2 protein-coding genes are annotated in these 26,224 nt (G+C 75.8%); both read right to left on the bottom strand.

Annotated features, from left to right (window positions below; all coding sequences use genetic code 11):
* Positions 1 to 29: 29 nt before the first annotated feature.
* Positions 30 to 14,960, bottom strand: a complete 14,931-nt coding sequence (locus GWK25_RS18985; protein WP_215451754.1) for a type I polyketide synthase — start codon at positions 14,958 to 14,960, stop codon at positions 30 to 32.
* A 14-nt stretch (positions 14,961 to 14,974) separates the two neighbouring features.
* A partial coding sequence (locus tag GWK25_RS18980) for a type I polyketide synthase (protein WP_215451753.1) occupies positions 14,975 to 26,224 on the bottom strand: 11,250 nt, incomplete at its 5' end.

Raw genomic sequence — 26,224 nt, 5'->3', positions numbered from 1 at the left:
CCGCCGTCGCGCGGATGGGGGCAGGGGGTTCACGACATGCCGAGTTCGTTGTCGATGAACTCGAAGAGCTCGTCGTCGCTGGCCGTGTCCATCCGCTCCTCCAGGCGGTCCTGCGCCGCGTCACCGGTTCCCGGGCGCAGCCTGCTGATCAGTTCCTCGAGCCGGCCGAGCAGCTCCGGCCCGGCCGTGCCGTTGTCCAGGGCGCCTTCCAGCAGGCCGAGTTCGGCCAGGCCCGCGGTGTGGGCGGCGAGATCGGTTCCGGCGCTCTCGGGGGCGAGTTCGACGGACAGTTGGCGGGCGATGGCCGCCGAGGTGGGGTGGTCGAAGAGCAGGGTGGCGGGCAGCCTGAGGCCGGTGGCGGCGCCGAGCCGGTTGCGCAGTTCGACCGCGGTCAGCGAGTCGAAGCCCAGTTCCAGCAGGCCGCGTTCGGCGTCCACCGAGGCGGGGCCGGGGAAGCCGAGCACGGTGGCGGCGTGCCCGCGCACCAGGTCGAGCAGGGTCCGTTCGCGCCGCTGCTCGGGCTGGCCGGCCAGGGTGCGGCGCAGGGTGTCGGCCGCGTCCGGGGCCGCCTCGCCGGCCGCAGCGCTACGGCGGGCGGGCGGGCGTACGAGTCCGCGCAGCAGCGCGGGAACGCCGCCGGTGCCGGTCTGGGCGGCCAGGGCTCCGGTGTCCAGCCGCAGCGGCAGGACGACGGGTTCGCCGGTGGCGTTGGCCGTGTCGAACAGGGCGGCGCCCTCGGCCGGGGAGAAGGCGACGATGCCGCCGCGGGCGATGCGCCGGAAGTCGGCCTCGTCGAGGCCTCCGCTCATACCGCCCTTGTTCGCCCACAGGCCCCAGGCGAGCGACGCGGCGGGCAGTCCGTTCGCCCGGCGGTGGTGGGCCAGCGCGTCCAGGAAGGCGTTGGCCGCCGCGTAGTTGCCCTGGCCCATGCCACCGAAGATCCCGGCGATGGAGGAGAACACCACGAACGCCGACAGGTCCATGCCCTCGGTCAGTTCGTGGAGGTTCCAGGCCGCGTCGACCTTGGGCCGCAGGGCGGTGTCCAGCTGGGCCGGCGTCATCGCGTCCACGACCCCGTCGGCGATGGTTCCCGCCGCGTGCACGACGGCGGTCAGCGGGTGGGCGTCCGGCAGCGAGCCGAGCAGCCGGGCCAGTGCGTCCCGGTCGGCGGCGTCGCAGGCCACGACCTCCGCGTGGGCGCCGAGTGCGGCGAGGTCGACGACCAGTTCGGCGGCGCCCTCGGCGGCGGGGCCCCGGCGGCTGGTGAGCAGCAGGCGCTTCACGCCGTGTTCGGCGACCAGGTGACGGGCGAGCACGGAGCCGATGGCGCCGGTGCCGCCGGTGATCAGGACCGTGCCGGGGCGTCCCCAGTCGGGTGTCCGCGACTGCTCGGCGGCGGGTACGCGGGCGAGCCGGGCGATGTGCGCACGGCCCTCGCGCAGAGCCAGTTGGGGTTCGCCGGATGCGACGGCGGCGACGAGAGCGTCCCTGGAGCCTTCCGTCCCGTCGAGGTCGGCGAGGACGAGACGGCCGGGGTTCTCGGTCTGCGCGGACCGCACCAGCCCCCATGCGGCGGCGTGGGTCAGGTCCGGCGCGTCGCCGTCGGCGCTCGTCGGGACGCCGCCCCGGGTGACGAGCACCAGCTTGGCGTCGGCGAACGTGCTGTCGGCCAGCCAGTCCTGCACGAGGGTGAGGGTTCGGCCGGTGACATGCCGTACGGCGTCGGCCCTGCCCTGCCCTTCCGGTGCGGCGGGGACGTGGGCGAGGACGGCCGTGGGCCGGGCGGCTCCCTCGGTGATCTCCCGGGAGAGCGCCTTGAGGTCGGTGGCGGAGCGGGTGACGCCGTGAGCCGCCCAGTCGGGTGCCTCGGCGCCGATGACGGCCCAGGTGTCGGAGCCGGAGCCGGCAGGCTGGGGCAGTGCGGGCCATTCGAGGCGGTACAGATCGTCGTGGTGCGCGGTCCGGGCGGCGCGTACCTGGTCCTGCGAGACCGGGCGGAGCACGAGGGACCGGATGGAGGCGACCGGCTGCCCGGCCGTGTCGGTGGCCTGGACGGAGACCGCGTTGTTGCCCACGGGGGTCAGTCGGATGCGCAGGGCGCGGGCCCCGGAGGCGTGCAGGCGTATGCCGTTCCAGGAGAACGGCAGCCACCCCTGCTCGGTGCCTTCGAGGACGCCGAAGATCAGCGAGTGCAGGGCGCTGTCGAGCAGCGCGGGGTGCAGCCCGAACTTCGCGGCCTCGGCCTGCTGTTCGGACGGCAGGCTCGCCTCCGCGTACACGTCGTCGCCGAGCCGCCACACCTCGCGCAGCCCCTGGAAGGCGGGCCCGTATCCGAAGCCGCCCTCCGCGAACCGCTCGTACAGCCCGTCGATCTCCACGGGCTGCGCGCCGGCCGGCGGCCAGGTCACGGAGTCGGCCGGTTCCGTCTCGTCGGCGGCGGGGACGAGCAGCCCCCGGGCGTGGCAGGTCCAGCCCATGTCGTCCGTGTCTCCCGGGCGGGTGTGGACGCTGAGCGTGCGGGCGCCGGTGGAGTCCGGGGCGCCGACGGTCAGTTGCAGTGCCACCGAGCCCTGGGCGGGGATCACCAGCGGGGTTTCCAGGGTGAGTTCCTCGACCTGGCCGCAGCCGACCTGGTCGCCGGCCCGGACCGCCAGCTCCAGCAAGGCGGTGGCGGGGAGCAGGGCGGTGCCGAAGACACCGTGGTCGGCCAGCCAGGGGTGAGTGCGTACGGAGAGCCTGCTGGTGAACAGGACTCCGTCGGTGTCGGCGAGCGGGACGGCGGCGCCGAGCAGCGGGTGGTCCGCCGACAGGAGCCCGGCGGCGGCCATGCCTCCGGATGCCGCGGTGGCCTCCAGCCAGTAGCGCTCGCGTTGGAAGGCGTAGGTGGGCAGTTCGACCTGGCCGCCCCTTCCGGTGGCTTCCAGGACCGTGGGCCAGTCGACGGCCGTGCCCCGGACGTACAGCTGGGCGAGAGCCTCGGTGAGGGCCCGGGTCTCGGTGCGGTCCTTGCGCAGCAGCGGCACGAGGGGGCCGGCGGCGGACGGGTCCACCGGGTCGTCGGAGCCGATGGGGTCGGCTTCGGCGAGGCAGTCGCGGCCCATGGCGGTGAGTGAGCCGTCGGGGCCGAGTTCCAGGTAGGTCACGGCGCCCTCGGCGGCGAGCCGTCGCATGCCGTCGTGGAAGCGGACCGCCTCGCGGACGTGCCGCACCCAGTACTCGGGCGATCCCAGCTGTTCGGGGGTGGCGAGTTCACCGGTGACGTCGGAGACCAGCGGGATGCGCGGCGCCCGGTAGTCCAGGCGCTCGGCGACCCGCCGGAACTCGTCGAGCATGCCGTCCATGTGCGGCGAGTGGAAGGCGTGGCTGACGGTGAGCCGCCGGGCCTTGCCGCCGCGTTCGCGCCACTGCTCGGCGATGTCCAGGACGGCGTCCTCGTCGCCGGAGACGACGACGGAGGCCGGACCGTTGACGGCGGCCACCGCGACCCGGCCCTCGTGGGAGGCGAGCAGCTCGCCGGCCTCCTCCTCGGAGGCGGTCAGCGCGACCATGGCGCCGCCCTCCGGCAGTGCCTGCATCAGCCGGCCCCGGGCCGCGACCAGCGCGGCGGCGTCGGGCGCGGTGAGGACCCCGGCGACGTGGGCGGCGGCCAGTTCGCCGATGGAGTGGCCGAGCAGCAGGTCAGGTACCACGCCCCAGTGTTCGACCAGCCGGAAGAGGGCGACCTCGACGGCGAAGAGCGCAGGTTGCGTGTACTCCGTACGGTCCAGGAGGGCCGCCGTGTCGGAACCGGCCGGGGCGAAGACGACCTCGCGCAGCGGGCGGTCGAGCAGCGGGTCCAGTTCGGCGCAGATCTCGTCGAAGGCGTCCGCGAACACGGGGTACCGGGCGTACAGTTCGGCGCCCATCGCGGCGCGCTGGCTGCCCTGTCCGGCGAAGAGGAAGGCGACCTTCCCCGCCACGGCCGTGCCCTGGGTGACGCCGGACGCGCTGCCGCCGGCGGCGAGTGCCTTCAGTCCGCCGGTCAGCGCCTCGCGGCTGTCGCCCACGACGGCGCCCCGGTACTCGAAGGCGCTGCGGCCGGTCGCCAGGGTGTGCGCGATGCCGGCCGGACGCAGGCCGGGCCGGGCGTCGGCGTGCTCCAGCAGCCGCTGGGCCTGGGCGCGCAGGGCGGCCCGGCTGCGGGCCGACAGCAGCCACGGCAGGACGGTCCCGTCGTCGCCGTCGCGGGTCCCGTCGGTGTCCGGCTCCGCCAGGCCGTCCGGGGCGTACTCGTCCGGTACGTGTTCCAGGATCGTGTGCGCGTTGGTGCCGCTCACGCCGAAGGAGGAGATGCCGGCGCGGCGCGGGTGGCCGTTGTCCGGCCAGGGGGTGTCCTCGGTGAGCAGCGACACGGCGCCCGCCGACCAGTCGACGAACGGGGTCGGCGCGTCGACGTGGAGGGTGCGCGGCAGGACTCCGTGCCGCATGGCCAGCACCATCTTCTGCAGGCCCGCGATGCCGGCGGCGGCCTGGGCGTGTCCCATGTTGGACTTGAGGGAGCCGAGGAGCAGCGGCCGTTCGGCGGGCCGGTCCTGGCCGTACGTCGCCAGCAGGGCCTGCGCCTCGATCGGGTCGCCGAGCCGCGTGCCCGTACCGTGCGCCTCCACCGCGTCGACGTCGGCGCTGTTCAGCCCGGCGGACGCGAGTGCCTGCCGGATGACGCGCTGCTGGGAGGGTCCGTTGGGGGCGGTGAGGCCGTTACTGGCGCCGTCCTGGTTGACGGCCGAGCCCCGGACCAGGGCGAGCACCGGGTGGCCGTTGCGGCGGGCGTCGGAGAGCCGTTCCAATACGACCATGCCGGCGCCCTCGGCCCAGGCGGTGCCGTCGGCGGCCTCGGCGAAGGGCTTGCAGCGGCCGTCGGCGGCCAGGCCGCGCTGCCTGCTGAACTCGATGAACGCGCCGGGGGTGGACATCACCGTGACACCGCCCGCGAGGGCGAGCGTGCACTCGCCGGAGCGCAGGGCCTGGGCCGCGAGGTGCACGGCGACCAGGGAGGACGAGCAGGCCGTGTCCACGGTGACCGCCGGGCCCTCCAGGCCGAAGGTGTAGGAGATCCGGCCGGAGGCGACGCTGCCCGCGCTGCCGATGCCGAGGTAGCCCTCGGTCTCCTCGGTGGGTTCCTGAACGCGGGAGCCGTAGTCGCGGTAGCTGGACCCGACGAAGACGCCGGCCCGGCTGCCCTTCAGCGACGACGGGTCGATACCGGCACGTTCGAAGGCCTCCCAGGAGATCTCCAGGAGCAGGCGCTGCTGCGGGTCGATCGACAGCGCCTCACGCGGGGAGATCCCGAAGAACGCGGGGTCGAAGTGGTCGGCGTCGTGCAGGAATCCGCCATGGCGGGCGTAGGTCCGGCCGATCTTCTCCGGGTCCGGGTCGTACAGCTCGTCGAGGTCCCAGCCACGTCCGGTGGGGAACTCGGTGATGGCGTCGGCGCCCGAGGACACCAGCCGCCACAGCTCCTCCGGGGTGGTGACACCGCCGGGGTAGCGGCAGCTCATCGAGACGACGGCGATGGCGTCGTCGTCGACGACCGGCATGGCCGGCGAGTCGGGCACCACCGGGGCGGTTGTCGACACCGGCGCTGTGCCGCCGAGTTCGGACCGTACGTGGTCCACCAGGGAGGTGACGGTGGGGTGGTCGAAGACCAGGGTGACGGACAGGCGCAGTCCGGTGACCTCGGAGAGGCGGTTACGCAGGTCGACGGCGGTGAGCGAGTCGAAGCCGAGGTCCTTGAAGACGCGGTCGGGGTCGATGCCGTCGGGGTCGGCGTAGCCGAGAACGGCGGCGACCTCGGTGCGGATCAGCCGGACCAGTTCCTCCTGCCGCTCCTGTACGGACAGGGCGGCGAGGCGTCCGGCGAGGGAGTCCGCCTCGGTGTCCTGCCCATCGGCCCCGGCGGCGGCCAGGATGTCGCGGGCCTCGGGCAGTTCGCGCAGGACGGCGCTGGGCCGCAGCGCGGTGTAGGCGGGGGCGAACCGGTCCCAGGCGAAGTCGCAGAGGATCAGCCTGTTCTCGCCCTGTTCCACGGCCTGTTCGAGGGCGGTGACGGCCAGTTCCGGGTCCATCGGCGGGATGCCGTTGCGTACGAGCTGTTCGCGGGCGGAGTTGGCGGCACTGTCGCCCGCCCACAGGCCCCAGGCCACGGCGGTGGCCGGAAGGCCGAGTGAGCGCCGGTGCTCGGCGAGGGCGTCGAGGTAGGCGTTGGCGGCGGCGTAGCTGCCCTGACCGGTGCCGCCGAGGGTGCCGGCGAGCGAGGAGAACAGGACGAACGCGGTGAGGTCCAGGTCGCGGGTGAGGGCGTCCAGGTTGCGGGCGGCGTCCATCTTGGGGCGCAGGACACCGGCGGCCCGTTCGGGGGTGAGGGTGTCGAGGACGCCGTCGTCGAGGACACCGGCGGCGTGCACGACGGCGCGCAGCGGGCGGTCGTCGGGAATGCCGGCGAGGAGGGCGGCGAGCGCGTCGCGGTCGGCGGCGTCGCAGGCGGCGACCCGTGCCTCGGCGCCCAGGTCGGCGAGTTCGGCGACGAGTTCGGCGGCACCGGGGGTGTCGGGGCCCCGGCGGCCGGTGAGCAGCAGGTGCCGGGTGCCGGAGCGGGCGAGCCTGCGGGCGATATGGGCGCCGAGGGCGCCGGTGCCGCCGGTGATCAGTACGGTGCCGTCCGGTGTCCAGGCGACCGGGGCCGTCTCGTCGCCGGGCAGGGCCCTGACGAGCCTGCGGCCGTAGATCCCCGAGGGGCGGATCGCGACCTGGTCCTCGCCGTCGAGGCCGGTCAGTACGGCGGCGAGCCGACCGCCGGAGCGGTCGTCGAGGTCGGCCGGCAGGTCGACCAGTCCGGCCCAGCGTTCCGGGTACTCCACGCCGGCCACGGCGCCGAGTCCCCACAGGGTCGCCTGGGCGGGTGCGGTGAGGGCGTCGGAGCGTCCGACGGACACCGCGCCGCAGGTCGCGGACCACAGGGGGGCGTTGATGCCTGCGTCGCCGAGCGCCTGGAGGAGGGTGGTGGTGAGGGCGAGCCCGGTCGGCAGAGCCGTCCCGTCGGTGTACGGCTGCTCGGCGAGGGCGAGCAGCGAGAGCACGCCGCCGCTCGGGGCGGTCAGTGCGCCCAGCCGGGCGGCGAGCGCGGCCCGGTCGGTGTCGGCGGCGCCGATCTCGACCGGTACGGCCAGGGCGCCGTGCCGTTCGAGGGCCCGCAGCGCGCCTGTCACCACGGTGTGCGTGGCCGCGTCGGCCGGTACGACGACCCACCAGGTGCCGGTGAGGGCGGGGGTGCCGGGGGCGGGGTGCAGGGTCTTGTAGGTGACGCGGTAGCGCCAGCCGTCGATGGCGGTGCGGCTGCGGCGGCCGCGCTGCCAGTCGGCGAGCGCGGGGAGGACTCCGCCCAGGGAGGTGCGGGCGCTGTCGTCCTCGTCGGGCAGGTTCAGCGCGGTGGCGACGGCGGTGAGGTCGCCTCGCTCGACGGCGTCCCAGAAGGCGGTGTCGCCGGGCCGGTCCGCGCCCGGGGCCCCGGCGGCGGTGTCGGCGGCCGTGGCGGTGGGCTCCAGCCAGTACCGCTGCCGCTGGAAGGCGTAGGTGGGCAGTTCGACGGGGCGGGCGTCGGTGCCCGCGAACACGGCGGACCAGTCGACGGGGACGCCGTGGACGTGCGGTGCGGCCAGGGCGGTCAGGAACCGGTCGGGGCCGCCGTCGTCGGTGAGGAGAGTGCCGGTGACCCGGCCGGTGACGTCCGCGGCCTCCAGGTTCCGCTCGATCCAGACGGTCAGCACCGGGTGCGGGCCGGTCTCGACGAAGGTGTCGTGGCCGTCCTCGATCAGCGCGGCGACGGTCCGGTGGAACTCCACGGGCTCACGGAGGTTGCGGTACCAGTACTCGGTGTCCAGGGTCGTGGTGTCGACGACGCCCCCGGTCACGGTGGAGTAGAAGGCGATGTCGGTGCGGCGCGGCGCGACACCGGCGAGCGCGTCCAGGAGTTCCCCGCGCACCTCGTCCACCTGGGGCGAGTGTCCGGCGAAGGTGACGCCCGGGATCGTCCAGCGCATCACGCCGTCCTCGGACAGCCGCTCGCCGAACTCCTCCAGGGCCTCGGGGTCACCGGAGACGGTCACGGCGGCGGGCCCGTTGACGGCGGCGACGGACAGCTTCCCCGTCCAGGGCGCGAGCCGTTCGCGTACCTCCTCGTCGGGGAGGGCGACGAAGAGCATCGTGCCCCGGTCGACCAGCGCGGTGAGGATCTGGCTGCGCCGCGCGACGATCTTGGCGCCGTCCTCCAGGGTCAGCGCCCCCGCCACGACAGCGGCGGCGATCTCGCCCTGGCTGTGCCCGACGACGGCCGAGGGCTCGACGCCGTACGACCGCCAGAGCGCGGCCAGCGACACCATCATGGAGAACAGCACCGGCTGGACCACGTCCACCCGGTCCAGCGGCGGGCTGTCGGGGGCGGCCCGCAGCACGTCCGTCAACGACCAGTCGAGGTATGGCGACAGGGCGCGCTCGCACTCGGCGATCCGCTCCGCGAAGACGGGCGCGGAGTCCAGCAGCCCGACCGCCATGCCGACCCACTGCGAACCCTGACCGGGGAAGACGAAGACGGTACGGCCCGGGGTGGCCGCGGTGCCCTGGACCACGGCGGAGTGGTTCTCTCCGGCGGCGAGTGCGGCCAGGCCGGTGAGCAGGGTGGTGTGGTCGGCGCCGACGACGACGGCACGGTGTTCGAAGGCGGACCTGGCGGTGGCCAGGGTGAGGCCGACGTCGTGGGGCCGCAGTTCCGGACGGTCCGTCAGATGGGCGTGCAGCCGCGCGGCCTGCTCGCGCAGCGCTTCCGGGGTCCGGCCGGAGAGCAGCCACGGCACGGCCGTCGCGGGTGCGTCCCCCTCGGGCTGCGGCGCGGGCTCCTCGCCGTACGGCTCCTCGATGATCACGTGGGCGTTGGTGCCGCTGAGACCGAAGGAGGAGACGCCGGCGCGGCGCGGATGGCCGCCCCGGGTCCACGGCCGGGGCTCCGTCAGGAGTTCCACGGCGCCCACGGACCAGTCGACGTTGGGGGTCGGCTCCTCGGCGTGCAGGGTGCGGGGCAGTTCTTCGTGGCGCATCGCCTCGACCATCTTGATGATCCCGGCGACGCCCGCGGCGGCCTGGCTGTGCCCGATGTTGGACTTCAGCGAGCCGAGCAGCAGCGGCCGGTCCGCGGGGCGGTCCTGGCCGTACGTCGCGAGCAGCGCCTGCGCCTCGATCGGGTCGCCGAGCCGGGTGCCCGTACCGTGCGCCTCCACGACGTCGACCTCGGCCGGGGCCACGCCCGCGCCGGCCAGCGCGCTGCGGATGACCCGCTGCTGCGCCAGGCCGCTGGGGGCGGTCAGCCCGTTGCTGGCCCCGTCCTGGTTGACGGCCGAACCCCGTACGAGGGCGAGCACGCGGTGGCCGTTGCGGCGGGCGTCCGACAGCCGCTCCAGGAGCAGCAGCCCGACGCCTTCGGCCATGCCGAAGCCGTCGGCGTCGGCGCCGAAGGACTTGCAGCGGCCGTCCGCGGCAAGACCGCGCTGTCTGCTGAAGCCGGTGAAGGACAACGGGGTGCCCATGACGGTCACACCGCCCGCGAGTGCCAGGGAGCACTCGCCGGAGCGCAGGGCCTGGGCCGCCAGGTGCACGGCGACCAGCGAGGACGAGCAGGCCGTGTCGACGGTGACCGCCGGTCCTTCGAGGCCGAGGGTGTAGGCGATCCGGCCGGACAGGATGCTGGTGGAGATACCGGCGATGAGGTGTCCCTCGACCTCCTCGGGTACGTCGCTCAGGCCGCCGTAGCCCTGGTAGGCGGCGCCGGCGAACACGCCGACCTGTCCGCCGCGCAGGGAGGCGGGGTCGATGCCGGCCCGCTCCAGGGCCTCCCAGGAGGTCTCCAGGAGCAGCCGCTGCTGCGGGTCCATGGCCAGCGCCTCGCGCGGCGAGATCCCGAAGAAGGCGGGGTCGAACTGCCCGGCGTCGTAGAGGAATCCGCCTTCGGAGCTGTAGGTCGTACCGGGCCGGTCGGGGTCGGTGTCGTAGAGGCCGTCCAGGTCCCAGCCGCGGTCGGCGGGCAGTGCGGAGATGACGTCCCGGCCCTCGGCGACGAGCCGCCAGAGATCCTCCGGGGTGCGGACGTCGCCTGGGTAGCGGCAGCTCATGCCGACGATGGCGATCGGGTCGTCGGCGTCGGCGGGCACATGGGCGGGCACGGCAGGCCCGGCCAGGGCGGCGGTGTCGGGGCCGAGGAGTTCCTCGCGCAGATGCCGGGCGAGCGCGTCGGCCGAGGCGTAGTCGAAGAGGACGGTGAGCGGGAGCCGCAGACCGGTGGCGGCGTTGAGCCGGTTGCGCATCTCCACCGCGGTCAGTGAGTCGAAGCCCAGTTCACGGAAGGCGCGTTCGGGGGCGATGGCGTCGGCGGAGCCGTGGCCGAGCACGGCTGCCGCGTGCGTGCGTACGAGGTCGGTGAGCAGGCGGTCCCGGTCGGCGGGGGGCAGGTCCGCGATGCGGTCGCGCAGCGAGGAGGCGGTGTCGTCGCCGTCCTGGCCGGGCGCGGTCTCCTCGTCGAGCGCGCGGCGGACCTCGGGCAGGTCGCCGATGAGCGGGCTGGGCCGGGCCGAGGTGAACACGGGCGCGAAGCGGTCCCAGTCGACGGCGGTGACGAGGACGACGGTCTCGTCGTCGGTCAGGACCTGCTGGAGCCCGGTCAGCGCGACCCGGGGGGCCATGAAGGGGATGCCCCGGCCGCGCAGCTGCTCCTCGACGAGGTTGGCGGCCATGCCCGCGCCGCCCTCGGGGTCCCAGATGCCCCACACCACGGAAGTGGCGGTGCGGCCCCGGGCCCGGCGACGGTCCGCGAGCGCGTCGAGGTGGGCGTTGGCGGCGGCGTACGCGCCGTGGTCACCGCTGCCCCAGACGCCGGAGATGGAGGAGAACAGGACGAAGGAGTCCAGGTCGTCCCGGTCGAAGACGGCGTCGAGGTTCTCCGCGCCGGCGACCTTGGCGTAGAGGATGTCGGCGAACTCGTCGGGGTCGGTGTCGGACAGCGGCACGAGCAGGCCCGTGCCGGCGGCGTGGATGACGGTCCTGATCCGGGAGCCGTCCTGTTCGAGCCCGGCCACCAGTTCGGCGAGCCGGTCGCGGTCGGCGACGTCGCAGGCGGCGACGGTGACCCGGGTGCCGAGCGCGGTCAACTCGGCGGTCAGGTCGGCCGCGCCGGGGGTGTCGGCGCCCCGGCGGCCGACCAGCACGAGGTGCTCGGCGCCGCCCTCGGCCAGCCAGCGCGCGAGGTGCGCGCCCACGCCGCCGGTGCCGCCGGTGACCAGGACCGTGCCGCGCGGCTGCCAGGCGTCCGCGCGGGCGGGGTCGGCGGGCCGGGCGCGGACCAGCCGCCGGCCGTACGCGCCGGAGTGGCGTACGGCGACCTGGTCCTCGTCGTCCCGGCCGGCCAGGATGCCGCACAGCCGGGCGGCGGCCCGCTCGTCGAGCGTGTCGGGCAGGTCGACCAGACCGCCCCAGCGCTGCGGGTGCTCCAGCGCGGCGCACCGGCCGAGGCCCCAGACCATGTGCTGTCCGGGACTGGTCACCGCGTCGTCGCGGCCCGTCGTGACCGCTCCCCGGGTGGCGCACCAGAGCGGGGCGCTGACGTCGGCGTCGCCCAGGGCCTGCACGAGGGTCAGGGTGAGCGCGAGGCCGAGGGGAAGGTGGGGGTGGCTCGGGTGGGGGCGCTCGTCGAGGGCGACGAGGGAGAGGACGCCGTGGACGGGGCCGGTGCTCGCCTCGGAGAGGTGCGCGGTCAGCGTGGCCCGGTCGGTGTGGGCCTCGGTCAGGACGACGGACACGGGGTCGGCGCCGGCCTCGCGCAGCGCCCGGACCACGGCTTCGCGCGCCGGGTCGCCCTCCGTGCCGTCGGTGACGGCCACCAGCCAGGTGCCGGTCGGGGCGGCGGCGGTGCGGCCGGCCGGGGCGTCGGCGAGGGGCCGCCAGTCGATCCGGTAGCGCCAGGAGTCCACGGTCGCGCGTTCGTCGCGCCGCCTGCGCCAGTCGGCCAGGGCGGGCAGGACGACGGTCAGCGGATCCTCGGGGCGGACGCCGAGCGTCGTGGTGAGCGCCGGGAGGTCCTGTCCTCCGACGCTCTCCCAGAAGGCGGCGTCCGCCGGGTCGGTGGCGGCGGTGTCCTCGGCGTCGGCCGAAGGCCGTTCCAGCCAGTACCTGCGCCGCTGGAAGGGGTACGTGGGCAGGTCGACGGTGTCGCGCGGGTGCCCGGCGAGCAAGGTGTCCCAGTCCGGCGCGAGTCCGCCGGTGTGGGCCTCGGCGAGGGAGAGCAGGAACCGGTCCAGGCCGCCCTGGTCGCGGCGTAGGGTGCCGACGGCGACGGCGTCGGACTCCTCGGCCTCGGCGGTCTGGCTGATGCCCACGGTGAGCACCGGGTGGGCGCTGGACTCGACGAAGAAGCGGAAGCCCTGGGCGAGCAGGGTGCGGGTGGCCTCCTCGAACCGCACGGTCTGCCGCAGGTTGCGGTACCAGTACTCGGCGTCCAGCGCGCCGGAGTCCTGCCAGTTCAGGTCCACGGTGGAGAAGAACGGCACCCGGCCGGCCGTCGGCTCGATGTCCGCGAGGCACTCCAGGAGCCGTTCGCGGATCTCCTCGACGTGCGCGGAGTGGGAGGCGTAGTCGACGGGGATGCGACGGGCCCGTACGTCCTCGGCCTGGAGGGCGGCCACCACGCCGTCGATCGCCTCGGTGTCGCCCGACAGCACGGTGGAGGCCGGGCCGTTGGCGGCGGCGACGGACAGCCGGTCGCCCCACGGGCCGAGACGGTCGGCCAACTCCCCCGGCGGCAGCGGCACGGAGGCCATGCCGCCGCGGCCGGCGATGGCCGTGATGGCCTGGCTGCGCAGGGCGACGACCTTCGCGCCGTCCTCCAGGGACAACGCACCCGCCACGACAGCGGCGGCGATCTCGCCCTGGCTGTGGCCGAGCACGGCGTCCGGCTCGACACCGGCCGAGCGCCACAGTGCTGCCAGGGAGACCATGACGGCCCACAGCGCGGGCTGGACCACGTCGACGCGTTCCAGGCCCTCGGACGAGTTCAGAGCCTCAGCCAGGGACCATGGAACGTAGGGGGCGAGAGCACGTTCGCACTCGATCATGCGGGCGGCGAACACCGGTGAGGAGTCGAGGAGTTCGAGGGCCATGCCGGTCCACTGGGTCCCCTGGCCGGGGAACACGAACACGGTCCGGCCGGCGGGTCCCGCGAGCCCTCGGACCAGGTTGGCGGCCTCGCCACCGGTCGCCAGCGCGGTGAGTCCCGTACGGAATCCCTCGGCGTCGCCCGCGACCACCACGGCGCGGTGTTCGAGCGGCGAGCGGCCGGTGGCGAGGGCACGGGCGACGGCGCCCGGGATCAAGGCGTCCGCGTCGGCGAGGGCCAGCAGTTGGCGGGCCCGGTCGGTGAGGGCGTCCTCGCCACGGGCGGAGAGGACCCAGGGCACCAGCGGCAGGGGGGTGGCGGTTTCCGGAGCCTCCGGGGTCTCGGGGGACTCCGGTGCCTCCTCCAGGATCACGTGGGCGTTGGTGCCGCTCACGCCGAAGCCGGACACGGCGGCGCGGCGGGGGCGGTCGGGGTCGAAGGCCCAGGGACGTTCCTCCGTGAGGAGTTCGACCGCGCCCGCCGACCAGTCGACCTGCGGGGTCGGCGCGTCGACGTGCAGGGTCCGGGGCAGCGCCTCGTGGCGCAGCGCCTGGACCATCTTGATGACGCCACCCACACCGGCGGCGGCCGAGGTGTGCCCGATGTTGGACTTGAGGGAGCCGAGCAGCAGGGGCCGGTCGGCGGGCCGGTCCTGGCCGTACGTCGCGAGCAGCGCCTGTGCCTCGATCGGGTCGCCCAGCCGGGTTCCCGTACCGTGCGCCTCCACCGCGTCCACGTCACCCGGCAGCAGCCGGGCGTCCGCCAGCGCCGCCCGGATCACCCGCTGCTGCGAGGGGCCGTTCGGCGCCGTCAGACCGTTGCTGGCGCCGTCCTGGTTCACCGCGCTGCCCCGCACCACCGCCAGCACCCGGCGGCCATGGCGCCGCGCGTCCGACAACCGCTCCAGCAGCAGCACACCCACGCCCTCGGACCACGAGGTGCCGTCGGCCCCGGCCGCGAAGGCCTTGCAGCGGCCGTCGGGTGCCAGCGCGCGCTGGCGGCTGAACGCGACGTAGGGGTCGGGGTGCGGCATGACGGTGACACCGCACGCCAGGGCGAGGGAGCACTCACCGGAGCGCAGCGCGCGTATCGCGAGATGCAGGGCGACCAGCGAGGACGAGCACGCGGTGTCGACGGTCACCGCCGGGCCCTCCAGGCCCAGGGTGTAGGAGATCCGGCCGGAGATCACACTGCCGGCGGTGCCGGTGTGGAGCAGGCCCTGGACGTCGGACTGGTCTCGGGAGCCGTCGCCGTAGCCGTTGGTCATGGCGCCGACGAAGACGCCGGTCGCGGTGCCCTTCAGGGCCGCCGGGTCGATGCCCGCGCGTTCCAGTGTCTCCCAGGAGGTCTCCAGGAGGAGCCGCTGCTGCGGGTCGGTGGCGAGGGCCTCGCGCGGTGACATGCCGAAGAACGCGGCGTCGAACTCCCCCGCCCGGTGCAGGAATCCGCCGTGCCGGGTGTAGGAGGTGCCCGGCCGGTCGGGGTCGGGGTCGTAGAGGGCGGCCGTGTCCCAGCCCCGGTCGGCCGGCCATTCGGAGATGGCGTCGGTGCCGGAGGACACCAGGTCCCACAGCTGCTCGGGGTCGTCGGCCCCGCCGGGGTAGCGGCAGCTCATCGAGACGATCGCGATCGGCTCGTGCCTGGCGTCCTCCTCCTCGCGCAGCCGCTGGCGGGCCTGCCCGAGGTCCGCGGTCGCCCGCCTGAGGTACTCAAGAAGCTTCTGTTCGTCCGGCATCTTCGCGGTGCTCCTCAGGCCATTCCGAAGTTGTTGTCAAGCAGGTCGAACAGCTCGTCGGCGCTGGCCGAACCGATCGCGTCGGCGTCCGCCGGGCCGGTGTCGGGCGCCGTGCGCCGGGCCCAGGTCCGTACGAGGTCCTGCAGGCGCGCGCCGAGCTCGTCGGCGCCCTGGGCGCGGGGGTCGGCGGAGGTCAGGGCCGCCTCCAGCGCCCGGAGTTCGGCGAGCGCGGGAACGGCAGGGCCGGGACGGGCACACAACCCGTCGTACAGGTGGTCGGCGAGGGCGGTGGGGGTGGGATGGTCGAACACCACCGTCGCGGCGACGGGGACGCCGGTCGCCGTGCGCAGCCGGTTGCGGAAGGACACGGCGAGCATCGAGTCGAACCCGACGGCGGAGAACGCCTGGTCGGCCGGGACGGCCTGGCGGCCGGTGTGGCCGAGGACCGCGGCCGCGTGGTCGCAGACCAGGTCGAGCAGCAGACGGCGTCGCGCGGGTTCGTCCAACGGTTCGAGCCGGCGGGCGAGTTCGGCGGCCGCGTCGTCCTCGTCGTCCCGCGTGGCGTCGCCCGGGGCGGAGGCCGCCTCGGGCAGTTCGCCGAGCAGCCGCAGCGCTCGGGGGTCGGGCACGGCGGCCACGACGCGGTCCCAGCGGACGTCGGCGAGGATCGCGGCGGGTTCGTCGTGGTCCAGCGACTGCTGCAGGGCCGCGAGGACGGTGTTCGCGTCCAGCGGGCGCTCCACCGGCTCGGATCCGGCGGGCGCGGGTTCCAGGCCGCCGAGGGCGAGGGTGACGCAGCGGCCGCCCCGGTCCCGGCGGTCGCGGGCCAGCGCTTCGAGGGCGGCGTACGCGCTGGTGGCGGCGCCACGCCGGGCGGCCCCCCAGACACCGCTCAGCGGGAACAGCACGGCGAGGTCGACGGAGTCCGGTGCCGGGTGGCCGGCGACCGGCGCGTCGAGGTCGGCCATCGGGCCGAGGGCGGAACGCAGGGCGCCCTCCAGGTCCTCGGGGGTGAGTTCGGCGAGCGAGGCGCCGGGGTCATGGGCGCGGGCGAGGTGGACGACGGCGGTCAGGGGTGCCCCGCCGGGCAGGCCCGCCAGGGGGTCCGGGCCGTCGGGCACGGTCAACTCGGCTCCCAGTTCGGCGAGTTCGTCGCGCAGGGCGGCCACGGCCACCTGGTCCGCGCTCCGGTCCCCGGCCAGGACGACCTGGCGGGCGCCACGACCGGCCAGCCAGCGGGCGATGTCCGCGCCCAGCACTCCGGTGTCGCCGGTGATCAGGGCGGTGCCTCCGGCCGCCGTCCAGTCCCGGCCCGCCGAGGCGTCGGGGGCCGGGGCGTGGACGAGGCGGCGCGCGTGGGCGCCGGTGGGCCGTACGGCGAGGTGGTCCTCCTCGTGGCCGCCCGCGAGGAAGGCGGCGAGGCGACGCGCCTCGTCGGGGCCGGGGCTCGGCGGCAGGTCGGCGATGCCGCCCCAGCGCCTCGGCTGTTCCAGGCCGACGACCCGGCCGAGCCCCCACAGCTGGGCCCCGCCCGGACGGGTGAGCCGCTCGTCGGCGTGGACGGTGACCGCGCCGCCGGTCACGCACCACAGCGGGGCGTCGATCCCCAGGGTGTCCAGGGCCTTGAGCAGTTCGAGGGTGGCGGCGGTCCCGGCGAGCACCCGGGCTTCCTGCGCCGCCGGACGTTCGTCCAGGGCCAGCAGGGACAGCACGCCGGAGACCGGCCGGGCCGCGTCCGCGACGGCGTCGGCGACGTCCTGCGCGGTCCGGTCCGCGTCGCCCGCGTCGACGGTGACGGTGCGGGCCCGCGCGCCGCCGAGCCGCAGCGCGTCCTGGCACGCGCCGACGAGCGGGTCGTCGGTGTGCTGCTTCGGTACGACGAGAAGCCAGTCGCCGTCGAGCGGCGCGGCGGCCGGGTCGGGCACCCGCTGCCAGCGGACCCGATAGCCGAGGGACCGTACGGCGTCCCGGTCGAGCCGGGCGCGACGCCAGCCGGACAGCACCGGCAGCACCTCGCGCAGCGCCGGGGCGAAGCCCTCGGGTGTGGCGTCGGCGTCCGCGCCGAGGGCGGCGGCCAGCCCGGCCGGGTCGCCGCTGTCGACGGCCGCCCAGAAGCGGTCCTGTGCGGCGCCGCCGTCGGCCCCGCCGGCCGGCGGGGCGGTGCGGCCCGGGGTGGGCAGCCAGAACCGGGTCCGCTGGAAGGCGTAGGTGGGCAGGGGGACGGGTCGGGCGCCGGGCGCGGCCTCGGACACGACGTCCGGCCAGGCCACCGGGGCTCCGGTGGTCCAGGCCTCGGCGAGCGAGGCGAGGAACCGTGCGGGGTCGCCGTCGTCGCGCCGCAGCGTCCCGACGGTGGTGACGGTCCGGTCCGCCCGTTCGGCGGTTCCCTCGACTCCGGCGGTGAGCACGGGGTGCGGGCTCGCCTCGACGAAGAGGTCGAATCCGGCGTCCAGCAGCCGTTCGGTGGCCCGCGCGAACTCGACGGGTTCCCGCAGGTTCCGGTACCAGTAGTCCGCCGTCAGCAGCGATCCGTCGAGGGGTTCGCCGGTGACCGTGGAGTACAGCGGTGTCCTGCCCGTGCGTGGCGTCACGTCGGCGAGCGCGGCGAGCAGGTCGTCGCGGACCCGGGCCACCTGGGCCGAGTGGGCCGCGTAGTCGACGGGGATGCGCCGGGCCCGTACACCGTCCCTCTCGCAGGCCGCGACAAGGTCCGTGAGCGCGTCGGGCCGGCCGGCCACCACCACCGCGTCGGGGCCGTTCACGGCGGCCACGCAGACGCCGTCGCCGTGGGGGGCCAGGAGGGCGCGGGCCCGGTCCTCGGAGACGGCGAGGGACACCATGCCGCCGGCCCCGGCCAGCGCCACGAGGGCCCGGCTGCGCAGGGCGACGACCTTGGCCCCGTCCTCCAGGGACAACGCCCCCGCCACCACGGCGGCCGCGATCTCCCCCTGGCTGTGCCCGACCACCGCCGACGGCTCCACACCGTACGAGCGCCACAGCGCGGCCAGCGACACCATCACCGCCCACAGCGCGGGCTGCACCACGTCCACCCGCTCCAACGACGGCGCACCCGGCTCGCCGCGCAGCACACCGGTCAACGACCAGTCCACGTACGGCGACAGCGCCCGCTCGCACTGCGCCACCCGCTCCGCGAAGACCGGGGCCGAGTCCAGCAGAGCCGACCCCATCCCCGCCCACTGCGAACCCTGGCCGGGAAAGACGAAGACGGTACGGCCGCCGCTGCGGGCCTGCCCTTCGACGGCTCCGGACGCGGCCGACCGGTCCGCGAGGGCGGCCAGCGCGTCCAGCAGTTCACGGCGGCCGGTGCCGACGACGACGGCCCGGTGCGGAAGGGCGGACCTGGTGGTCGCCAACGCGTGGGCGACGTCGGCCGGCCGCAGTTCGGGTCGGTCGGTGAGGTGGGCGTGCAGCCGCGCTGCCTGTTCGCGCAGGGCCGGCTGCGAGCGGGCGGACAGGAGCCAGGGCAGCGCGGGCGACGAGGGGGCGTCAGGCCGGGCGCCGGTGTCCTGAGCGGCGGTCGGCGGCTCCGGGACGGCGGGCTCCGGGGGCGCCTCCTCCAGGACCACATGGGCGTTGGTGCCGCTCATGCCGAACGCCGAGACTCCGGCGCGCCGGGGGCGGCCGGGGGCCGTCCAGGGGCGGGCCCGGTCGAGGAGCCGGACGGCGCCGCCGGACCAGTCGACCCGGGAGGTGGGCTCGTCGGCGTGCAGGGTCCTGGGCAGCGTCGCGTGCCCCATGGCCAGGACGGTCTTCATCAGTCCCGCGACGCCCGCCGCGGCCTGGGTGTGGCCGAGGTTGGACTTCAGCGAGCCCAGCCAGAGCGGCCGGTCCGCCGGGCGGCCCTGGCCGTAGGTGGCCAGCAGCGCCTGGGCCTCGACCGGGTCGCCGAGGACGGTACCGGTGCCGTGCGCCTCGACCATGTCGACGTCGGCCGTGGTCAGGCGGGCGTGGGCGAGCGCCTCGCGGATCACCCGCTGCTGGGCGAGGCCGCTCGGGGCGGTGAGGCCGTTGCTGGCGCCGTCCTGGTTGACCGCCGTACCCCGGACCAGGGCGAGCACGGGGTGACCGAGGCGCCGGGCGTCGGACAGCCGCTCGACCAGGATCATGCCGGCGCCCTCGCCCCAGCCGGTGCCGTCGGCGCCGTCGGCGAAGGAGCGGCAGTGGCCGTCGGGCGAGAGACCGCCCTGCTTGCTGAACTCCACGAACACGTCCGGGGCGGCCATCACGGCGGCGCCGCCGACGAGCGCGAAGGAGCAGTCACCGGCGCGCAGCGCCTGACCGGCGAGGTGCAGGGCGACCAGTGAGGAGGAGCAGGCGGTGTCGAGAGTGACGGCCGGGCCTTCGATGCCGAGCGTGTACGCGATCCGGCCGGACGCCACGCTGGTGACGTTGCCGCTCAGCAGATGCCCTTCGACGCCGTCGGTCGACGTGCCAGGTCCGGTGCCGTAGCCCTGGGAGGCCACGCCGACGAAGACGCCGCCGCGGCTGCCGCGGACCGACAGCGGGTCGATCCCGGCGCGTTCGAGGACCTCCCAGGAGGTCTCCAGGAGGAGCCGCTGCTGCGGGTCCATGGCCAGCGCCTCGCGGGGCGAGATCCCGAAGAAGCCGGCGTCGAAGTCGCCCGCCCCGTCGAGGAATCCGCCGCCGGAGCTGTAGAAGGTGCCCGGCCGGTCCGGGTCGGGGTCGTACAGGGAGTCCAGGTCCCAGCCCCGGTCGGTGGGGAAGGCGCCGATGGCGTCCACCTCGTCGGCCACCAGCCGCCACAGGTCCTCCGGGGCGCGCACGCCCGCGGGGAAGCGGCAGGCCATCGCGACCACGGCGAGCGGGTCGTCGGCGGGATCGGTGGCGTGTTGGGCAGGGGGCGCGGTGGTGTCCGGGCCGACGGCGGGCCGTGCGGCGCCCGTGAGGCCCTCGCGGATGTGCCGGGCGAGGCCGGTCGCCGTGGGGTGGTCGAAGAGGCCGGTGACCGGGAGGCGGAAGCCGGTGGCGGCGACGAGCCGGTTGCGCAGTTCGACGGCCGTGATGGAGTCGAAGCCGATGTCGCGCAGCGGGCGTTCGGGGTCGACACGTCCGGCGGACCCGTGGCCGAGGATCGCCGCCGCCTCGGTGGTGATCAGTTCGACGAGGAGCCGGTCGCCCTCCGCCTCGGGGAGAGCCGTGAGCCGGTCGCGCCACCGGTCGGCGTGGTCCTCGGATACGGCGGTGCCGGCGGCGGGCCCGCCCTCGAAGGGTTCGGCGGCCCCGGCCGCCGCGGCGGTCTCGGGCAGTGCGCCCAGGAGCCTGCTGGGGCGTCCGGAGGTGAAGACGGGGACGAACCGCCGCCAGTCCACGTCGGCGACGACGACCTCGGTGCGCCCCGTGTCCAGCGCCTGGCGGAGTGCGGTCAGCGCCGTTTCGGGCCTCAGGCCGACGAGGCCGTGCCGGCGCAGTCCGGCGCCGGCGTCGCCCTCGGCCATACCGGTGCCCTCCCAGGGGCCCCACGCGACGGAGAGCGCGGTGCGCCCGTGGGCCCTGCGCCGGGCGGCGAGGGCGTCCAGATGCGCGTTGGCGGCGGCGTACGCGGCCTGGCCGCCGCTGCCCCAGGTGCCCGCGATGGAGGAGAACAGGACGAAGGCGTCGAGCGGTTCGTCGGCGAGGAGTGCGTCGAGGTGGTCGGCTCCGTCCGCCTTGGCGGCCAGTTCGGCGTGGAGTCGTGCGGGGGTGCACTGCTCGGTGGGGGTGTCGGAGACGGTGCCCGCGGCGTGGAAGACCGCGCGCGGTGTGTCCCCGGCCGCCCGGAGCCGCTCGACGAGCGCCGCCGTCTCGTCCCGGTCGGCGAGGTCGCAGGCGGCCACGGTGACCCGGGCTCCTGTCTGCTCCAGCTCGGCGACGAGCGCCGCCGCGCCGGGGGCGGCCGGTCCCTGCCGGCCGGCCAGCACGAGGTGCTCGGCCCCTTCCCGGGCCAGCCAGCGGGCGACGTGCCGACCGATACCGCCCGTGCCGCCGGTGACCAGAACGGTTCCCCGGGGGCGCCAGCCGGTGGGGGCCGGTACGGCGCCAGGGGTGGCCGGTACGGCGTCGGGGGCGTCCTGGCGGCCGGGGGTGACATCGTCGCCGGTGGCCGCTGCATCGTCGCCGGGGATGACACGGCCGCCTGAGACCGGGAGGCCCTCCGGGGCGCCTACCAGCCGCCGGCCGAGCAGGCCGGACGGGCGGATCGCGATCTGGTCCTCACCGGCGAGCCCGTCCGTCGTACCGTCGCCGCGCCCGGCGTCGACGCCGTCCACGCCCTCCAGGCACGCGCACAGGCCGCGCAGGGCGGCGGGGTCGAGCCGTTCGGGGAGGTCGACGAGGCCGCCCCAGCGGTCGGGGTGTTCCAGGGCGGCGACCCTGCCGAGTCCCCACACCCGGGCCTGGGCGGGCGACGGCGGCGTGTCCTGGCCCGCCCCGACCGCGCCGGAGGTGACGCACCACAGCCGGGCGCGGCTGCCGGTGTCGCCGAGGGCCTGGAGCAGGGTCAGGCTGAGGGCGAGCCCCGCCCCGAGTGGCGCGTGGTCCGGGTGCGGGAGGTCGGTCAGGGCCAGCAGGGAGAGCACACCGGTGACCCCGGTGGGGAGTTGTCCGGCCAGCTCAGCGCGCCCGGTGCCGGCACCGATCCGGACGACGGTCGTCTCGGCGCCGTGCTCCGCGAGGGCTCGTTCGACGGCCGCGGCCGTCTCCGCGACCGCGGGGTCGTCCGGCACCGTGAGGAGCCACGAGCCGGACAACCGGACGTGGGCGGGCAGGGCCAGCGGCTGCCATGCGACGCGGTAGTGGTGCCGGGCGGCGGCCGCCTCCTGGTCCCGGCGCGCACGCCAGGCGGACAGCGCGGGCAGTACGTCTCCGAGCGGCGCCCGCTCGTCGAGTCCCAGCAGCGAGGCGACCGAGGTTGCGTCGGCCGTGCCGACCAGGTCCCAGAAGGCGTCGGAACCCGTGGGTGCGCCGTCCTCACCCTTCCGCGCGGCCGGGCGCGGCCAGAACCGCTCGTGCTGGAACGGGTAGGTGGGCAGGTCGACATGCGGGACGGTGGTGTCCCCGTACCCGGCGGCCCAGTCGACGGCGACCGCGCGGACGTGCAGGCGGGCGAGGGCCGCGACGACCGAGGCCGCCTCCGGCCGGTCCTTGGGCAGCAACGGGATCGCCGTCACGCCTGGCGCCCCGGGCCCGTCCTCCGGCAGACAGGCCGGCACCAGGGCGGAGAGCACTCCCCCCGGCCCGGCCTCCAGGAACGTCGTCGCGCCCTCGGCCACCAGACGCCGTACGCCGTCCATGAACCGCACCGCGCCGCGCACGTGCCGCACCCAGTACTCCGGGGAGCACAACTCGGAGGCGGGGGCGAGCTCACCGGTCAGGTTGGAGATCACGGGGATGCGGGGCTCTGCGTACGTCAGGCCCTCGGCCACCTCGCGGAAGGCGTCGAGCATGCCGTCCATCCGGGCGGAGTGGAACGCGTGGCTCACGGTGAGCCGCCGGGTCCGGCGGCCCTGGCGACGGAACTCTTCGGCCGCGCGCAGGGCGGCGTCCTCGTCACCGCTGATGACGGTGGCCGCCGGTCCGTTGACGGCCGCGATGCCGACCGTGCCGTCGGCGGCCTCTCCGTGGAGGCCGAGTTCGCCAAGTACCCGGAGCACTTCGTCCTCACCGGCCTCGACCGCCACCATGGCGCCGCCGCCGGGCAGTTCGTCCATCAGACGGCCGCGGGCGGCGACCAGGGCGCAGGCGTCGGGCAGGTCCAGCACCCCGGCGACGTGCGCGGCGGCGAGCTCGCCGACCGAGTGGCCGATGAGCAGGTCCGGGACGACTCCCCAGTGGTCCAGCAGCCGGAACAGCGCCACCTCCAGCGCGAACAGCGCGGGCTGGGTGTACCGGGTGCGGTCCAGCAGCGGGGCCCGCTCGTCGCCCTCGGCGGCGAACAGGATGTCGCGCAACGGCAGGTCGAGGTGGGGGGCGAAGTGGGCGAGTACGTCGTCCAGCGCGTCGGCGAACACCGGCTCGTCGCGGTACAGCGCGGCTCCGGCGGCGGCCCGCTGGCTTCCCTGACCGGGGAAGAGCAGCGCGGTACGCCCGGGTGCCGCCTGGCCGGTGACCAGGTCCGGGTCGGACGTCCCGGCGGCCAGCCCCCCCAGCGCGCGACGCGTGGCCGTCTCGTCGTCCCCGGGCACGGCGGCCCGGTACTCCAGCGCGGCCCGTCCGCGTACGAGCGCCAGGGCCACGTCGGGCAGCGGCGTGCCGGGGCTCGTGTCGAGGTGGGCGAGCAGCCGGGCCGCCTGGGCGCGCAGCGCGGCGGGCGTCCGGGCGGACAGGAGCAGGGGCAGCGTCCGGGCCGGGGACGGTCGTGTCCGCCCCGCGCCGCCGGTCGCGGTCTCTGCGGGCGTGCCGTCCGCCTCGCCCGTGTCGGGTGCCTCGCCCGTGCCCTCCGCCTCGCCCGCGTCGGGTGCCTGTTCCACGATCACGTGGGCGTTGGTTCCGCTGATGCCGAACGAGGAGACGCCGGCGCGGCGCGGGCGCCCGGTCCGGGGCCACGGGGTGGGCTCGCCGAGGAGCCGCAGGCCCGCCGTGTCCCAGTCGATGTGGGTGCTGGGTTCGTCGGCGTGCAGGGTCCGGGGCAGTTCGCCGTGGCCGATGGCGAGCACCATCTTGATGACGCCCGCGACGCCGGCGGCGGCCTGGGTGTGGCCGATGTTGGACTTGACCGAGCCCAGCCACAGCGGCTCGGCGGCGGTCCGTCCGGCGCCGTACACGGCCTGGAGGGCCTGGGCCTCGATGGGGTCGCCGAGCCGGGTGCCGGTGCCGTGCGCCTCCACGGCGTCGATCTCCGCGGCCGTGAGCCGGGCGTCGGTGAGCGCGGCCCGGATGACGCGCTGCTGCGCGGGCCCGCTGGGCGCGGTCAGGCCGTTGCTGGCGCCGTCCTGGTTGACGGCGGTGCCGCTGAGCACCGCGAGCACCCGGTGGCCTTCGCGGCGGGCGTCCGAGAGGCGTTCGAGGAGGAGCATGCCGACGCCCTCGGCCCAGCCCGTGCCGTCGGCGCCGGCCGCGAACGCCTTGCAGCGGCCGTCCGGGGCCAGTCCGCGCTGGCGGCTGAACTCGACGAACAGCTTGGGCGTGGTCATGAGGGTGACGCCCCCGGCGAGGGCCTGCGCGCACTCGCCCCGGCGCAGGGCCTGGGCCGCCAGGTGCAGGGTCACCAGCGAGGAGGAGCACGCGGTGTCCACGGTCAGCGCGGGCCCGTCGAGGCCCAGTTCGTACGAGATCCGGCCCGACATCACACTGGCGGTGTTGCCCGTCATGACGTGGCCCTCGGAGACGCCGGGCGCGCCGTCGAGGACGCCGGGGTAGTCCTGGCCGTTGGTGCCGACGAACACGCCGACCGGGCGGCCGCGCAGTGCGGTCGGGTCGATACCGGCGTGCTCGACGGTCTCCCAGCAGGTCTCCAGGAGCAGCCGCTGCTGCGGGTCCATGGCCAGGGCCTCGCGGGGCGAGATTCCGAAGAAGGCGGCGTCGAAGCCTCCGGCGTCGTGGAGGAATCCGCCGCGCCGGCTGTAGGTGGTGCCGGGGCGGTCCGGGTCGGGGTCGTAGAGCCGGTCGGTGTCCCAGCCCCGGTCCGCCGGCCAGTCGGCGATGACGTCCCGTCCCTCGGTGAGCAGCTGCCAGAAGGCGTCCGGGCCATGGACGGCGCCGGGGAAGCGGCAGCCGATGCCGATGATCGCGATCGGGTCGTCGTCGACGGCGGCCGTTGCCCCGGGGAGGGCAGCGGTGGCTTCCTCGGCCGGGGGGCCCGACGGGGCGAGTTCGGCGAGGAGATGGGCGGCGAGTGCCTGCGGTGTGGGGTGGTCGAAGAGCAGGGTGGTGGGCAGCCGCAGTCCGGTGGCCGTGCCGAGCCGGTTGCGCAGTTCCACGGCGGTGAGCGAGTCGAAGCCGAGTTCGGCGAAGGCCCGGCCGGGGGCGATGTCGGTGGCCGCGCCGTGGCGCAGAACCGTCGCGGCGTGCGTGCGCACGAGGTCGGTGATGTGACGGGACCGCTCGGCGGCGGGGAGCGCGGCGAGCTCCCCGCGCACCTGCCCGTCCTGCTCGGCGGGTGCGTCCTGTGCCGGGGTCCGCGCGTCGGCGGCTCCGGGCAGGCCGCTCAGCAGCGCCGTGGCGCGCAGCCCGACGGCCTCGCGGAAGCGCTGCCAGTCCACGTCGGCGACGACGCAGAGTTCGTCGTGGTCCGCGAGGGCGGCGGTCATGGCCCGGACGGCCGCCCGGGGTTCCATGGGGGTGATGCCGAGGCGGCGGAGGCGGTCGGCGATCCGGTCGTCGACCATGCCGCCGCCGGCCCAGGCACCCCAGGCGAGGGACGTGCCGGGCAGTCCGGCGGCCCGGCGTTCGGCGACCAGGGCGTCGAGCGCGGCGTTGGCGGCGGCGTAGTTGCCCTGGCCGGCGCTGCCGAGGACGCCCATGAAGGAGGAGAACACGACGAAGTCGGCGAGGCCGATGCCGTCGGTGACCTCGTGCAGGGTGCGGGCGGCGGTGACCTTGACGCGCATCAGGGTGGCGAGGCGGGCCGGGTCGAGGGCGTCGAGGGTGCCGTCGTCGAGGACCCCGGCGGCATGCACGACCGTGGTGAGCGGCTCCTCCTCGGGTATCGCGGCGACGACCGCCGTCAGCTGCGCGCGGTCGGCGACGTCGCAGGCGGCGACGGTCACCCGCGCGCCGAGCGCGGTGAGTTCGGCGCGCAGTTCGTCCGCGCCGGGGGCGTCGGGTCCGCGGCGGCTGAGCAGCAGCAGATGAGCCGCTCCCCGCTCGGCGAGTTCGCGGGCGACCTGGGCCCCGATCCCGCCGGTGCCGCCGGTGATGAGGACGGTGCCGCTCGGGCTGTGGGGGGCCTCGGCCGGGCGGCCGGGACCGACCGGGAGCAGGCGGCGGCCGTACACGCCGGAGGAGCGCACGGCGACCTGGTCCTCGTCGGTGACGGCGGCCAGGACCGCGCCGAGCCGGTCCGCGGCCCGCTCGTCCAGCACGGCGGGCAGGTCGACGAGGCCGCCCCAGTGGCCGGGCCGTTCCAGGGCGACCGTCCGGCCCAGTCCGGCCACCGCGGCCTGCGCACTCGCTCCCGGCCGCTCGCCGCCGCCCACGGCCGCCAGGGCCCGGGTGGCGCACCACAGCGGGGCGTCCGTGCCGGTGTCGCCGAGCGCCTGGACGAGGGCGAGGGTCAGGGACAGCCCGGCGGGCACGTCGGGGTGGGC

This window comes from Streptomyces sp. ATCC 21386 (assembly GCF_018728545.1).
Lineage (GTDB): Bacteria > Actinomycetota > Actinomycetes > Streptomycetales > Streptomycetaceae > Streptomyces.
Note: the sequence above shows the minus strand (reverse complement) of the source record. Positions and strands in the feature narration are given on the sequence as shown.

Excerpts from the sequence above, each read along its gene's own strand:
- GWK25_RS18985 (WP_215451754.1), bottom strand. The coding sequence starts at position 14,960 with ATGCCGGACGAACAGAAGCTTCTTGAGTACCTCAGGCGGGCGACCGCG.